Below are 14,874 nucleotides of genomic sequence, written 5' to 3' on the forward strand. Positions count from 1 at the left end.
AGTCTCAATGTCTGCGAGCGGTCCAAGCCTTCTCTTTTCTTGAACACATCGCTATATCTACATGCGTGACCACCCCCGTCACACCCTTTCTCCTTTCAGGAGGGCACGTGAAACGACCCCTCGCGGCCGTCAGCGCAGCGCTGCTCACCAGCGGCCTGTTGACCTGCGTCGCCACCGCGGCGCACGCCGCCCCACCCACCGCTCCCGCGCCGGACGCCTCCGCCGCGGCCCGAGCGGCGACCGTCTTGCAGACGAACCCCGGCGCCGTCCAGGGTTCGAGCGCCGAGTCCTACCAGGTGCTGAGCACCAAGGTGGACGCCACCGGCGCGGCGCACACCCGCTACGCCCGGACCTACCAGGGACTCCGGGTGTACGGCGGTGACTTCGTCATCCACACCGCCCCGAACGGCACCTACGCCGGCAGTTCGGTCGGACTCGCCGCACCGCTGACCCTCCCCACCACGGCCCGGGTCACCGCCGCCGCGGCGAAGAAGACGGCCCGCGCCGGGTTCAGCGGCAAGGCCGAGACCGTGGGCGCTCCGGAACTGTTCGTCGACGCCAGCTCCGGCAAGGGCCGGCTGGCCTGGGAGACGGTGGTCAGCGGCTGGCAGCCGGACGGGCAGACGCCGTCGCGGCTGCATGTGATCACCGACGCCACCTCCGGCGCGACCATCGGGTCGTTCGACGAGATCGAGTCGGTGGTCGGCAGCGGCCAGGGCATCTACACCGGCGCGGTCAGCATCGATACGACGCTCTCCGGCAGCACGTATCAGATGATCGACCCGTCGCACGGCAACGGCCGCACCTGCGACATGAACAACGGCACCTCCACCTGCACCACCTTCACTGACGCCGACAACGCGTGGGGCACCGGCGCCAACTCCAACCGGCAGTCGGCCGGCGTGGACGCCCACTTCGGTGCGGCGAAGACCTTCGACTACTTCAAGAACGTCCACGGCCGCAACGGCATCTTCGGCAACGGCAGCGGCGTGCCCAGCCGAGTGCACTACGGCAACAACTACGTCAACGCGTTCTGGGACGGCGCCCAGATGACCTACGGTGACGGCTCCAGCAACTCCCGCCCGCTGGTCTCGCTGGACGTGGCCGGGCACGAGATGAGCCACGGCGTCACCGAGGCGCTGGCCGGCCTGGTCTACTCGGGTGAGTCCGGTGGCCTCAACGAGTCCACAAGCGACATCTTCGGCAACATGATGGAGTTCTACGCCGCCGCGCCGAGCGACCCGGGCGACTACCAGGTCGGCGAGAAGATCAACATCAACGGCAACGGCACGCCGCTGCGCTACATGTACAACCCGTCGCTGGACGGCTCGTCCGACAGCTGCTGGTCCACCAGCACCAAGAACAAGGACGTGCACTACTCCTCCGGCGTCGGCAACCACTTCTACTTCAACCTCGCCGAGGGCACCGGCGCCACCTCGTACGGCACCTCGCCGGTCTGCGGCTCCGCCCCGGCGGTGACCGGCATCGGCCGCGCCAAGGCGGAGAAGATCTGGTACCGGGCCCTGGACGTCTACTTCACCTCCAACACGACGTACGTCAACACCAGCAACCCGGCGAACACGGCGCGCGCCTACAGCCTGCGGGCCGCGACCGACCTGTACGGCAGCTGCTCGACCGAGTACAAGGCCGTGCAGGCCGCCTGGACGGCCGTGAACGTGGCCGGCAACGACGCACCCTGCTCCACCGGCAACGACTTCTCCGTGTCGCTGTCGCCGACCGCCGGCTCGGTGAACCCGGGCAGCGCGGCCTCCACCACCGTGTCGACCGCCACCACCAGCGGTACGGCGCAGACCGTGACGTTCTCCGCGTCCGGCCTGCCCAGCGGGGCGAGCGCCGCGTTCAGCCCCGCCTCGGTGACCTCGGGCGGCTCGTCCACCCTCACCATCAGCACCTCGGCGAGCACCCCGCCCGGCACCTACTCGGTCACCGTGAACGGCGCGGGGTCGGTCACCCGCAGCGCCACCTACACGCTGACCGTGAACGGCACCGGGGGCGGCTGCACCGCGCCGGGGCAGAAGCTGGCCAACCCGGGCTTCGAGTCCGGCGCGACCGGCTGGACGGCCAGCTCCGGCGTGATCACCACCGACAGCGGCCAGGCGGCCCACGGCGGGTCGTACAAGGCATGGCTGAACGGGTACGGCACCAGCCACACCGACACGCTCGCCCAGTCGGTGGCCCTCCCGTCGGGCTGCTCGTCGTACACGGTCAGCTTCTGGCTGCACATCGACTCGGCCGAGACCACCACCACCGTCGCGTACGACAAGCTCACGGTGCAGGTGCTCAACTCGGGCGGGACGGTGCTGGCCACGCTGGCGACCTACTCCAACCTGAACAAGTCCACCGGCTACAGCCAGAAGTCCTTCTCCCTGGCCGCGTACGCCGGCCAGACCGTCAGCCTGAAGTTCACCGGCGTCGAGGACTCCTCGTTGCAGACGTCCTTCGTGGTCGACGACACCGCTCTCAACGTCTCCTGATCTGACCTGACCTGACCTGACCGACAGCCGGGCCCGGCGGCCATCCTCAACGGTGGCCGCCGGGTCCGCGCCGTCAGGTTTCTGGCAATCTTGGACAGTTGCCGTCAGCTCCTGACGGAAACTGTCCAAGATTCGCTTCAGCGTGGAATTCGGGGTGAACGTGTCGGACGCGGAACTGACAGTCGCGGTGACCGGACCGGTGGCGACCGTGGTGATCCACAACCCGGCCCGCCGCAACGCGATGACGGCTGCCATGTGGCGGCAGCTCCCCGAACTGCTCGACCGGCTGGAGCCCGACCCCGACGTACGGGCCCTGGTGCTCACCGGCGCGGGCGACGCCTTCTGCGCCGGCGCCGACCTCGGCGACCTGGCCGAGCTGCTGGACGCCGGCGACACCAGCATCGCGGTGGCCGCCGAGGAGCGGCTGGCCGGCTTCGCCAAGCCGACGATCGCGGCGATCCGGGGCGCCTGCGTCGGGGGTGGCGCTCAGCTCGCGGTCGCCTGTGACCTGCGGATCGCCTCGGATGACGCCCGCTTCGGCGTACCGCCGGCCCGGCTCGGGCTGGTCTACCCCGCGCTGACGACGCGGCGGCTGGCCCGGCTGGTCGGCCCGTCGGCGGCGAAGCACCTGCTGTTCACCGCCGATCTGATCGACGCCGACCGCGCCCTGCGGATCGGCCTCGTCGACGAGGTGCTGCCGGGCGACCGGCTCGCCGCACGGGTGGACGACCTCACCGCCACGATCGCCCAGCGGTCGCCGCTGAGCGTCGCCGCTGCCAAGGAGATCGTCGACGACCGGGCCGGACCGGCACGGATCGCCTGGTGGCACCGGAAGGTGGCGGACAGCGGCGAGGCCCGGGAGGGCGTGGCGGCAATGGCGGAGCGCCGGGCACCCCGCTTCGCCTGGCGAGCGCCGACCGAGCGCTGAAGCTCGTCGCCTACGCCTCGTCGTCGCCGTACGCCGACGAGCCGAGACTCCTCACGCTCGACATGGCCTCGTGCCTGTTCGAGGCGAGCGTCGATCTGGCCCACCTCCTGCCGGACCCGCCCGACCCCGTCGAGTTGTACAACCGCTTCATGGGCTTCGCCCGCCAATTCGTCATCGGTACGCCCCGCCGGCCAGGTCGCCGCAAGTGGTTCGAGCCCTAGACGAGTAATTCCTAGCCTTTGGGGCGGTGGGCGCAGCGGGCGGCCAGCGGTGACCCTCGGTCACCTCGGTGGGGGCGGATGCGGTGGTAAGCGGTATACCTCAGAGTCATATTCATACCTCTGAGGTATACCGCTCAACAGCACATCGACACGGCGGGCAGCCAAAGTGGATGGCCAGAGCCTTCGCCGCAGCCACCGCGGACCCATCCATTGCGAAACCTCGATCCCGGGTGGTGTCCGCTGCGGGCCGTACGGCAGGCTGTCCGTCGTGCAGCGTGATCGGTTGCTTGCGGGCCGCTACCGGCTCCTGGAGCGCCTCGGCAGCGGCGGCATGTCCGCGGTCCACCGGGCGTACGACGAGGTGCTCGAACGGGACGTGGCGGTGAAGGTGCTCGTCGCCTCGGACGCCAACGCCCGACAGCGGATCCGGGCCGAGGCCAAGGCGGCGGCCCGGTTGTCGCACCCGTACGTCACAGGCGTCTACGACTTCGGTGAGTCGGTCGTCGACGGCGTCCAGGTGCCGTTCGTGGTGCTGGAACTGCTCAACGGCGTCACCCTCGAACAACGGTTGGCCGCCGGTCCGCTGCCACCCCGCGCCGCGCTGCGGGTCTGCGCCGAGGTGGCCACGGCACTCGCGGCCGCGCACGCCCAGGAGCTGGTGCACCGCGACGTGAAACCGAGCAACGTGATGCTCACCCCCACCGGCGCAAAGGTGCTCGACTTCGGTATCGCGGCGGCCGTCGGCGACCCCGAGATCGACTTCGATGGACGGCTGCTCGGTACGCCCGCCTACCTCGCACCGGAGCGCTTGGCGGTCGGCGAGGTCCTGCCGGCCTGCGACGTGTACGCCCTCGGCCTGCTCCTGCACCGGACGCTCACCGGTCGGCTGCCCTGGGCCACCGAGGCACAGACCGCGATGCTCCGTGCCCACGTCCACGTCGAACCGGACCCGTTGCCCGAGATCGACGGAGTCCCCGCCGAGATCCACCGGCTCTACCGCTGGTGCCTGGCCCGCGATCCCGCCGACCGGCCCTCGGCCGCCGACGCGGCCCGCATCCTGCTCGGAGCTGCCGCCGGGCCGGCGACGGCGGATGTAGCCGCAGCCGCGGGCGGAGCGACCGAGGGCGGGCCGGCGGCTGACGAGGATGAGTCGGTCGACGACGCGCCGTCCGAGCCCTCCGCCGGTGTCACCGCCGACCCGACCGACGCCTCCCAGCGACACCCCTGGCGTCGGCGTCGGGTGGCGCTTGCGGTCGGCGGCGCGGTGATCGCCGCGGTGGCGGTGGCCGGGTCGCTGGGCGACTACGGCACCCGGCAGCACGACGGGCCCATTCCACGAACCGGCATCGGCACGGGTGGCACCACCACTGTGGGGCTGCCGCAGACCGTCGCACAGCCCGAACCGTCCGCCGCCCGTCCGCCGGCCGGCCCGTCGGCCCGGAACACCCCGGCCGTTCCCCGGACCAGCCCATCGACGGGTTCGGGCGGAAGGTCCACTCCGGCACCGACCCCGTCCAGGCCGACGCCCACACCCACGCCCACGCCCACGCCCACGCCCACCGACCCTGCGGTGGTCACGGTGCAGGCCCAGGGCGGAACGGTCACCGTCCGCTGCCTCGGGGGATCGGCTGAACTGCTCACGGTGACGCCCGCGTCGGGCTATCGGGCGGCGCCCTACGACCCCGGCCCGGCGAAGCAGGTCCAGGTCGAGCTGACCTCGACTGAGCACAGCAGCGAGATCCGTGTGCACTGCGCGAGCGGCCGCCCGAAGCCGAAGGTCAAGGAACGCGGTCTCTGACCGGGGCCGGCGGGTGCCGCGCCGGGGCGTACCCCGACGCGGCCCCCCGTTCCCGCCGGCCGGTCGGTCACCGCCCGGCCAGCGACGCCCAGCCCGGGTTCACCGGCTCCCGGCGCAGCGGCATGCCCGCCTCCGCCGGGGTGCGGTCGCCCTTGCGCTGGTTGCAGCCGTAGCAGGCGGCGGTGGTGTTTCGCCAGGTGTTCCGGCCGCCCCGCGAGCGAGGCAGGATGTGGTCAATGGTCGACGCGACCCCGCCGCAGTACGCGCAGCAGCGCTCGTCGCGGCGCAGCACCCCGGCCCGGGACCAGGCCGGCCCGGAGCTGAACCGCCACCGGGTGACCACGTAGCGGACCAACCGCACCACTCGGGGCAGCGGGAAGACGCCGATCACCTGGTCCGGCTCCGCCTCATGGATCTCGGCCACCCGACGGCAGAGCATCCGGACGGCGTGCTGAACGGTGACCCGGTGCAACGGGCCGAGGTCGGCGTTGATGACGAGAACGGCGTCCACCGGGACTCCTTTCCAGCTGGTGACGGACAGCGAAGAGCCGCCCGGTCCGGCGTTCGGACGGGGCGGCTCGGCGCGTACGGGTACGCGTCAGTCCGGCCGGCCCGCCCGAGGGCCTTTCGCTCGCCAACCGTCGCCGGGCAGCGTCGACGACGGCACGGTGGTGACGTGCGACCTCGTCATGATCTGCTCCCGCGGCGGTGGTTGACCTTGCGCGATCACGGTAGGTCGGCACGGGAGAGTGGGGCAACGTATTTCGATGGGCTGCCCGGCTCCTCGGGACGACCCTGACGCCGGGTCCGGGGAGCGCGCCGGGTCCGGGGAGCGCGCCGGGTCGGGGTAGCGATCCCCGCCGCGCGGCGGGCGTTGGCCAGTGGCCGGTCCAGCCGCAGGGCCATCCGTGCGGTGAGTTCGCTGTCCAGGAGCGGCCGGTTGACCTCGCCCGCGACAGCCAGCGCGGGACCGGAGACGGAACGCCAGATGGCGGCCAGCCCGGCGCCCAGACCGAGCAGGGCGACGGTGGCCCGCGTGGTCGGTGAACCGGCCGCGGCGGCGGCGCTCACCCCGACCACCGCGAAGAGCACCACCAGCAGGGGCACCAGCACCGGCCAGAAGATGCCCCGGGCGGCCTGGGCCACCAGCCGTCGGTCCCGGATGATCAGGTTCCGGGCGACCACCGCGTAGTCCTCCTCGTCGAGCAGGTCGCGCGGATGCAGGCCGCCGGTGAGCACGCCGCGCCAGAGGTCACCCTGGTTGCGCAGCTCGCGGCTCAGCTCGGCCGGTTCCGGTTCCGCCGGATCGCCCTGGCCGGCCCGTTCCACCGCGACCGCCCAGGCGGCCAGCGAGCGGCGTACCACCGCGGCCGAGTACGGCGGCAGCACGCTGGCCAGCTCGTCCAGCCACCGGCTGAGCTGGACCTGCCGGCCGTCGAAGCGCCGCAGCAGTTGGGCGGCGTCGCCGGGCCGGACCGTGTCGGCCAGGGACCGGCCCAGCCGGTAGGCGAGCCCGACCCGGAGGTTGGTGGCCATCGCCCAGCGCAGCACGTCCACGTTGAGGTCGTCGAGGGCGAGCAGCAGCGGTTCGGTGTCGGCGGTGTCGGGCTGTTCCAGGTCGGGCAGCCGGTCCAGGTCGGGCAGCCGGGTCCGGGCGGCGGACGTGTCCGGCAGCGGCCCGGTGTGCCGGGTGAGCGCCGAGATCTGGGCCAGCGCGACGTCCACGCCGTCGAGGTACATCCGCATCCGGCGCGGGAGCGACATCTCGGTCAGGTTGGAGAGCTTGGCCGGTGGGTGGGCCGGGACGGTCGGACCGGGTTCGGCGTGCTGCCCGTGGTGGTACGCGTCCGCCATCCACCAGCCCAGCCGCAGCGCGGTGACGACGCAGGCGCGCTCGTCGCGGAGCAGCGGGTACGCGTCGTCCCGGCCGGTCTCCTCGGTCAGCGGAACGCTCTGGGCGCCGACGCGGTGCAGTGGTGACATCGCCGCTGCCCTCCCGCCCGGCCGATCGACGGATGATCATTCGAGCGTACGGCAGCGTACCGTCGCTTATGTTGCTTTTTGTCGGTTTGGGGTGGCCCGCCCGGCCAGCAGGCCCCGAGGCCGGATCGAGCGCACCGGCTCGGCCGCGGCGCCCTCCGCGCGCAGGATGTGGTTCGCCGCGATGATCCCGGTGGCCGCAGAGCGTTCCATCAGGGCGCTCGGGAAGTCCGTGGCGATCCCGTCGCCGGCCAGATAGACGCCGGGCGCCTCGGTGCGCACCCCCGGACGCCAGGCGTGGCTGCCCGGCGTGAACGCCGGCGCCTGCGCCTCCACCCGGGCGCGCAGCTCCCGGACCCGCAGGTCAGCCGCCTCCGGCCAGAGCGCCACCAGCTCGCGGCGCATCCGCTCGGCCAGCTCCTCGGCCGGCACACCGGGCTCACAGGCGTACGCGTGCAGCTCGACGACCGAACCGCCGGTCTGTCGCGCCCAGCGGCGCGACTCGTTCTCCAGCCGGTGGTAGAGCGTCACCGAGTCCAGTGTGGGCTGGCGCGACACGCCGCTGAACACGGCCCGGTCGGCCGCCACGTCCCCGTCGCACCAGTACCGTGCCACCGCGTACGGCGGCCCGGGCGTGCCGAAGCGGGGCATCCGCGCCGCCAGCTCCGGTGCCCGCCCGGCCAGGTCGGGGGAGGCCGCCACAAGCGCGGCCAGGGCCGGCGGATCCACCGCGAGCACCACGTGGGCCGCCGGGTGGCTGCCGCCGTCGGTGGTCGTCACCCGCCAACCCTCGCCGTCGCGGTGCACCCCCGTGGCGCCGGACGCGGTGAGCACCCGACCGCCGTGCTTCTCCACGTGCCTCGTCAGCGGCTGCCAGATCGCGGTCGCATAGTCCTCGTCGGGGCAGTCGAAGGCCAGCCCTTCCGGATTGCCGAGCAGGTAGAAGTGGAACTGGGCGACCATCTCGGCCGCCGACATCTCCGCCTCGTGGTTGAAGAACGAGTGCGAGAAGACCTCGAACAGCATCGCCCGCGCCCGGTCCGGCAGTCGCAGCGAGGCCAGCAGCTCGTCGGCGGTGGTGTCGTCCAACTCCGCGTAGGTGCGGACCGGGTCGTAGGTGAGCAGCGGCAACGCCGCGTCCCGGTCCATCGACCGCAGATCGGCCAGGCGCAGGCTGGGACTGCGCAGCAGCAGCGCCAGCAGGTTCGCCGGCGGCGCGGGCGGCAGCCTGCCGAACTCCTCGGTCGGCCACTGTGCACTGAGGATCGGGTAACCCGGAATCGGCTTGAGGAAGCCCAGGCCGGGCTCGACCCGACGAAGGATGGAACGCCAGTTGTAGTACTGCCGGAAGAACGCGTGGAACCCGTGCTCGTTCTGCTGCTCGCCGTCGCCGAGCGCCTCGGGCCACGCGCCGAGGCGCCCGCCCAACGTGGGCGCCGCCTCCAGCACCGTCACGGCCACACCCCGCTCGGCCAGCACGACCGCAGCCGACATGCCGGCGATCCCGCCGCCGACCACCACCGCCGCGACCGGTCCCGGCACGCGGTCGGCGCCACCTCCGCCCGGGTCCACCTGGTGCTGACGTACGCCGATGAGCCGACCCACCACACGCGACAGCGCCACGCGCACCTCCCTCTTCCGGCCCAGTCTCCCCTACGGCAGGCAGCGGCGCTGGCGGTCGGACGCGGGCCAGACGTACTCCAGATCCTCGGGGACGTCGGCGCCGAAGATCGGGCGGTAGTGCGCCGGGTCCTTGCGCAGCAGCGACGAGCGGTGGCTCAGGTGCAGGTCGTCGCGGCCGAGCCAGGGCGGCAGGTCACCGGCGCGGGCCAGCTCGTCCTGTGTGCGTACGACGCCGGCCCCGCAGGCGGCGGCGAGGTCGACGGTCAGCGTGGTGGCGCAGGTGTCGGCCCGTCCCGGCTCGGTCCAGACGGCACACATGTCCAGCCCGTAGCGGGTGAGCGCCTCCTCGTACCCGGCCCACATCTTCACCGCCGGATGGTTGCGCCACCCGTACCCGGGTCGGGTCAGGCCACGGAGCACCTGGATGGCCTCCACCCGTTGCTTGCCCAGCCGCTTCTGGTCCAGCACGCGGGCGCTGGCCAGAAAGTCCGGGTACGGCAGGAAGGTCTGCATCCCGGTGCTCTACCCGCCGCCCCGGTCGACATGCCTGGTCGACATGCGTGCTCGGGATGATCCGGGCGGGGTCGCCCAGTGTGGTCGTGCTGGTTACGATCCGGGCATGGCGGAGCCGTGGCGGGACCGGGCGCGACGGGCGGTCGAGTGGAACTGGCGGCTACGCGCCGCCGGTGATCCGCGTCCGCACTATGTGATCTGCGGCCGGGACGCGCTCGCCTACTACGTGGCCCGTGCGATGGTCGAATCCGACCTCCCGGCCGGCGGCGTCCGGGTGACCGTCGTGGTGCCGGAGCGCTACCGCCGCAACGGGCCGGACGTGGCCGGGCTGCGTGGGGTCCGCGTGGTCCGCTCGGAGCGTCTGGACGTGGCGACCTTCGAGGCCGCCGGGCTGGCCGGGGCGACCGGCCTGGCCCTGCTGCACCAGGACGACGTCGGCAACCTGCACGCCGCGCTCTGCGCCCAGGCCGTCGACCAGCGGGTGCGCCAGGTGCTGCGGATGTTCAACGGCACCCTCGCCGATGGCGTACGCAAGCTGCTCAAGGCGCCCGTCGAGGTGCTCTCCGACGCCGAGATGGCCGCGCCGGCGTTCGTGGCCGCCGCGCTCGGCGAGGTCGACCCCAGCTCCTTCCAGCATCGGGACAAGACGCTGCGGGTGGCGCGGCGGGCCGACGTCCGGCCGCAGGACGTGGTGTGCGCGCTGGCTCGCCCCGACTCGGAGCAGGGCATGGAGCTGCTGCCGGCCGAGCAGGCCGGCGCCGACCTGGTGCTCGCCGAGGCGACCGGGCAGCCGCCGGGCACCGAGGTCGCCGCCCGGCGGCTGGTCCGGGCGCGGCGGCGTCGCCGCCCGGTCGCGGTGCTGCTGCGGGCCGTACGCGGCTTCGCCACCCGCAAGATCGGCATCGCGGTGATGCTGGTGCTCGCGGTCATCGTGGTGCTCGGTGCGCTGATCTCCCGGGCCGAGGACGTCTCCCCGCTGGAGGCGCTCTACCTGACGCTGGTCACCACGCTCAGCGGCGCCGACCCGGACACCGGCAAGGCGGCCGACGCGCAGATCATGCAGGTGGTGCTCAACCTGGCCGGGCTGGCGCTGATCCCGCTGATCACCGCGGTCGTCGTGGACGGCATCGTCAACGCCCGGCTGGCCCTGCACACCGGCCGGCTGCAACCGGCCCGCGCCGGGCACGTGGTGGTGATCGGCCTGGGCAACGTCGGCACCCGGGTGATGGCACAGCTCCGCGAGTACGACGTCGAGGTCGTGGCGATCGACAAGGATCCGGAGCCGCGCGGCGCGACCCTGGCCCGCCAGTTGGAGGTGCCGCTGGTCGTCGGCGACGCCGCCCTGCCCGAGACCCTGACCGCCGCGTCGGTGGCCGACTGCCAGGCGCTGGTGGTGGCGTCCACCGACGACGTCGCCAACCTGGAGGCGGCCCTGGCTGCGCGCGACCTCCGGGACGACCTGCGGGTGGTGCTGCGGCTCTTCGACGGTGACTTCGCCGAACGGGTGGAGGAGACCTTCGCACTCGGGGTGTCCCGATCGGTTTCCTACCTGGCCGCACCGGCCTTCATCGGCGCGCTCACCGAACGCGCGGTGATCACCACGATCCCGGTCGACAGGCACGCGCTGCCGGTTGCCGAGGTGCCGGTCGCCGCCGGCTCCGAGCTGGACGGTCGACCCCTGGACCTGGTCAACCGGGACGGGCAGGTCCGGCTGATCGCCCGGACCCCGGCCGGCGGCGCGAAGACGATCTGGTGGCGGGACCTCGACCCGCGACAGGTGATCTTCGCCGGTGACCGGCTCACCGTGGTCGCCCGCCGACGTGGCCTGGACTGGCTGACCACCCAGTGCGCCCCGCCCGCCCGCACCGGTCCGGTTCCCCGGCCGACCGGGCCTGCGCCCGGCGGCGAGCCGATCCCGCCGTCGGCGACGAGGTCGGTGCCGCGCCCGGCGGACCCCTCAGCGACTCCGCTGCCGCAGGCCGTACCCGACGACGCCCGCGGCGAGCACGCCGAACCCGGTGAGGACGCTGCTGAGCGGCAGGTTGACCGCGAGCAGCAGGCAACCGACCAGCCCCAGGCCGGCGAGCACCTGCACCGGTAGCGTCCGCTCCCGATCCCGGCCCAGCGTGAGCGCCGCCGCGTTGGTGATCGCGTAGTAGACCAGCACCGTGCAGCTGGAGAAGCCGATCGCCTCGCGGACGTCACCGAGCAGCACCACCACGATCACCACGGCGGCGACGGCCAGCTCGGCGCGGTGCGGCACCTGGTGCACCGGGTGCACGGCGGCCAGCGCGCCAGGAAGGTCGCGGCGGCGGGCCATCGCGAGGGTGGTCCGGCCGACTCCGGCGACGAGGGACAGCAGCACCCCGACGACGGCGATCGTGGCCCCGGCGCGGACCACCCAGGCCAGGCCGGGCAGTCCGGCGGCGGTCACCACGTCGACCAGGGGCGCTGCCGAAGCGGCCAGCCGGTCGGCGCCGAGCACGCCGAGCGTGACCACGGCCAGCACCAGGTAGATCGCGAGCACCGCGCCGAGTGCCAGCGGCACCGCGCGGGGGATGGTCCGCTGCGGGTCGCGGACCTCCTCGCCGAGCGTGGCGATCCGCGCGTAGCCGGCGAAGGCGAAGAACAGCAGCCCGGCGGCGGTGAGCACACCCCGGGCGGAGCCGCCCGGGTCGCCGAGCCGGTCCAGGTGCACCGGCCCGCCCACCACGCCGACGACCGCGACCAGGGTCAGCACCACGAGCACCAGCCCGACGAGGGCCTTCGTGGCGGTGGCCGTCTTGCCGATGCCGCGCAGGTTCACAGCCGTCACCGCGAGCACCGCGCCGACCGCGACCAACCGCGCCTGCCCCGGCCACAGGTACGCCCCGATGGTCAACGCCATCGCCGCGCAGCTCGCCGTCTTGCCGACCACGAAACCCCAGCCGGCCACGAAGCCGGCCAACGGTCCGAGGCGTTCCCGGCCGTAGACGTAGGTGCCGCCGGATTCCGGGTAGCGGGCCGCCAGCCGGGCCGAGCTGGTCGCGTTGCAGAAGGCGACGAAGCCGGCCAGCACCAGCGCGGGCAGCAACCCGGAGCCGCCGGCCGCCGCCGCGGCCGGGCCGAAGACCACGAAGACGCCCGCGCCGAGCATCGAGCCCAACCCGATGACAACCGCATCGGGTACGCCGAGCCGCCGCGCCAGTTGATCCACGGACCGAAACCCTAGGGGTACGAGGTGAACGGCCGGTCCCATGTGCGTAGCCGGCCGGGGAGCGGCACATCGTCCCAGGGCACCCGGTGCAGCAGCCGGTCCAGGATCAGCCCCAGCAGCAGCCCGGCCACCGAGTCGGTCAGCCAGTGCCAGCCGAGATAGGTGGTGGTGGTGAGGACGACCAGCGGCGGCACGATGCGGATCACGGTGATCAGCCGGCCCGGCAGGTGCCGGCCGAAGCTGCGAGCCAGCGGGGCGAGTAGCAGCGCGATGACCCCGTACCAGACGATCGCGTTGGCGACGTGCCCCGACGGGTAGGACTGGGCGAATCGCACCGGCAGATCGTCGTGGAACAGCGGCAGGGTCTGCTCGGGCGGCAGGAACGGTTCCTTGACGCTGGCGCTCGGTGCGGCGCGCGCGGTCCACACCTTGAACGGGCCGATGGTCAGATAGGTCAGCACGAACGCGACCACCGGCGGCAGGATCGGCCGCACCGAGCGGAGCCGAACGGCCAGCAGCACGCCCAGCCCGGCGGCGATGAGAGTCAACGGGGTGCCCTGGCCGAGCAGGTTCAGCACCCGGGCCACCCAGTAGGCGACGGTCGGTCGGTGCGCGTCGGCCCAGTCGGCGACGGCCCGGTCCAGCCCGAAGAGCTGGTGGCCGACGAGGGCGACGGTCAACCCGACCAGCCCGGCCAGCAGCAGGGCGTCGAACCACCAACCGGCCGGGCGGACGGGCCGTAGCCGCAGGTCACGTCGTACCGCCGTGGGTTTGAGCACGGGACCACGCTACCGGGCCGACGCGAGGCCGGGGTGTTCGGCGCTGTGGGCCCAGCCACGATGTGAGGCGGATGCGGGGGGCGACCCGTCATGCTTGTGCCCGTGCGGATCACGTCTGCCCTCGTGGACCCGGCGCTGCTCGACCTGCCCTGGTCGACACCGCTGGAAGAGTGGCCTGCCCAGCACCTGGTGGCCCTCCCCCAGGGCATCTCCCGACACATCGTCCGCTTTGTCCGCCTGGGCGACTACGTCTACGCGTTCAAGGAGACCCGCGAGCGGATCGCCGAGCGGGAGTACGACCTGCTCCGGGCCCTGGAGCGCATCGACTTCCCGTCGGTCGAGGCGGTGGCGGTGGTCGCCGACCGGCAGACCGAGGACGGCGAGCCCCTCGAATCGGTGCTGATCACCCGGCACCTGCAGTTCTCGCTGCCGTACCGGGCGCTCTTCTCGCACACCCTGCGCCCGGAGACGATGAGCCGGCTGCTCGACGCGCTCGCCGCCCTGATCGTGCGGATGCACCTGACCGGCTTCTTCTGGGGCGACTGCTCGCTGTCCAACACGCTGTTCCGCCGCGACGCGGGCGCCTTCGCCGCCTACCTGGTCGACGCGGAGACGGGCGCCCTGCACACCTCGCTCTCCAACGGGCAGCGCGGCGAGGACCTGGAGATCGCCCGGGTGAACATCTTCGGTGAGGCGCTGGACCTGCAAGCCGCTGGCCTGCTGCACGAGTCCATCGACCCGGAGGTGGTCTGCGAGGAGGTCGTGCAGCGCTACGAGCGGCTCTGGCACGAGATCACCTACGAGCAGGCGGTCGAGCGGGAGGCCCGGCACGACATCGAGGGCCGCATCCGCCGGCTCAACGAGCTGGGCTTCGACGTGGCCGAGGTCGCCATGTCGACCATCGACGACGGGCGTTACCTGGTGCGACCGAAGGTGGTCGACGCCGGCTACCACACCCGGCGGCTGCTGCGGCTGACCGGTCTGGACGCCGAGGAGAACCAGGCCCGCAAGCTGCTCAACGACCTGGACGCGTACCGGGCGGAGAGCGACCTGACCGACGAGCAGCAGGCGGCGCACCGCTGGCTCACCGAGGTCTTCGAGCCGGTGGTCCGGGCCGTGCCCGCGAACCTGCGCCGCAAGCTGGAGCCGCAGGAGCTGTTCGCCCAGATCATCGAGCATAAGTGGCTGCTCTCCGAGCAGGCCGGCCGGGACGTCGGGATGGCACCCGCCGTGCAGTCGTACCTGGCCGACGTGCTGGTGCACCGCCCCGACGAGCAGGCCGTGCTCGGCGTCGACGTCCCCGCCCTGGGCTGACCCGGCCTCCGCTTCGCGGCGACCGCC

Annotated in this window: 11 protein-coding genes and 1 pseudogene; 6 read left to right on the plus strand and 6 right to left on the minus strand. The window is 72.8% G+C overall.

Annotated elements, in window-relative coordinates; all coding sequences use genetic code 11:
* The first annotated feature begins 107 nt into the window (after nucleotides 1-107).
* The 4 genes from ACFYPR_RS01090 (at nucleotide 108) to ACFYPR_RS01105 (ending at nucleotide 5,442) form a co-directional block, all read left to right on the plus strand.
* Nucleotides 108-2,495 (plus strand): M4 family metallopeptidase, encoded by a 2,388-nt coding sequence (locus ACFYPR_RS01090; protein WP_387258242.1) that lies wholly within the window; start codon nucleotides 108-110, stop codon nucleotides 2,493-2,495.
* 154 nt (nucleotides 2,496-2,649) lie between these two features.
* Nucleotides 2,650-3,423: an enoyl-CoA hydratase/isomerase family protein gene (locus ACFYPR_RS01095; protein WP_363939126.1), complete on the plus strand. Its 774-nt coding sequence runs from the start codon at nucleotides 2,650-2,652 to the stop codon at nucleotides 3,421-3,423.
* Nucleotides 3,424-3,485: 62 nt separating this feature from the next.
* Complete coding sequence (locus ACFYPR_RS01100; protein ID WP_354857371.1) at nucleotides 3,486-3,644, plus strand: hypothetical protein; 159 nt, start codon at nucleotides 3,486-3,488, stop codon at nucleotides 3,642-3,644.
* Between the two features lie 268 nt (nucleotides 3,645-3,912).
* A complete protein-coding gene (locus ACFYPR_RS01105; RefSeq protein WP_387258244.1) occupies nucleotides 3,913-5,442 on the plus strand; it encodes a serine/threonine-protein kinase in 1,530 nt (509 codons plus the stop codon).
* A 67-nt stretch (nucleotides 5,443-5,509) separates the two neighbouring features.
* Here the strand turns inward: ACFYPR_RS01105 and ACFYPR_RS01110 are convergent, their stop codons facing one another.
* From ACFYPR_RS01110 to ACFYPR_RS01125, 4 genes are all read right to left on the minus strand, one after another.
* Nucleotides 5,510-5,953 (minus strand): HNH endonuclease, encoded by a 444-nt coding sequence (locus ACFYPR_RS01110; protein ID WP_355064380.1) that lies wholly within the window; start codon nucleotides 5,951-5,953, stop codon nucleotides 5,510-5,512.
* Between the two features lie 215 nt (nucleotides 5,954-6,168).
* A complete protein-coding gene (locus ACFYPR_RS01115) occupies nucleotides 6,169-7,425 on the minus strand; it encodes a hypothetical protein (protein ID WP_387258246.1) in 1,257 nt (418 codons plus the stop codon).
* A 66-nt stretch (nucleotides 7,426-7,491) separates the two neighbouring features.
* A complete protein-coding gene (locus ACFYPR_RS01120) occupies nucleotides 7,492-9,045 on the minus strand; it encodes an FAD-dependent oxidoreductase (RefSeq protein WP_387258247.1) in 1,554 nt (517 codons plus the stop codon).
* 30 nt (nucleotides 9,046-9,075) lie between these two features.
* The gene (locus tag ACFYPR_RS01125) at nucleotides 9,076-9,558 is read right to left on the minus strand and encodes an MSMEG_6728 family protein (protein ID WP_387258249.1); all 483 of its coding nucleotides are present in this window, start codon (nucleotides 9,556-9,558) and stop codon (nucleotides 9,076-9,078) included.
* 106 nt (nucleotides 9,559-9,664) lie between these two features.
* Here ACFYPR_RS01125 and ACFYPR_RS01130 point away from each other — a divergent pair.
* A pseudogene (locus ACFYPR_RS01130) lies at nucleotides 9,665-11,581 on the plus strand (NAD-binding protein); the annotation flags it as partial.
* Here the strand turns inward: ACFYPR_RS01130 and ACFYPR_RS01135 are convergent.
* Nucleotides 11,516-12,754: an APC family permease gene (locus ACFYPR_RS01135; protein ID WP_355135689.1), complete on the minus strand. Its 1,239-nt coding sequence runs from the start codon at nucleotides 12,752-12,754 to the stop codon at nucleotides 11,516-11,518. The pseudogene ACFYPR_RS01130 and the gene ACFYPR_RS01135 overlap by 66 nt on opposite strands.
* 11 nt (nucleotides 12,755-12,765) lie before the next feature.
* Nucleotides 12,766-13,503, minus strand: coding sequence for a phosphatase PAP2 family protein (locus tag ACFYPR_RS01140; protein ID WP_387179299.1), 738 nt, complete (start codon nucleotides 13,501-13,503; stop codon nucleotides 12,766-12,768).
* A gap of 120 nt (nucleotides 13,504-13,623) precedes the next feature.
* Between ACFYPR_RS01140 and ACFYPR_RS01145 the strand changes: the two genes are divergently transcribed.
* Complete coding sequence (locus tag ACFYPR_RS01145; protein WP_007465906.1) at nucleotides 13,624-14,847, plus strand: DUF4032 domain-containing protein; 1,224 nt, start codon at nucleotides 13,624-13,626, stop codon at nucleotides 14,845-14,847.
* Nucleotides 14,848-14,874 lie beyond the last annotated feature (27 nt).

This window comes from Micromonospora sp. NPDC005254 (genome assembly GCF_042872525.1).
Classification (GTDB): Bacteria; Actinomycetota; Actinomycetes; order Mycobacteriales; family Micromonosporaceae; genus Micromonospora.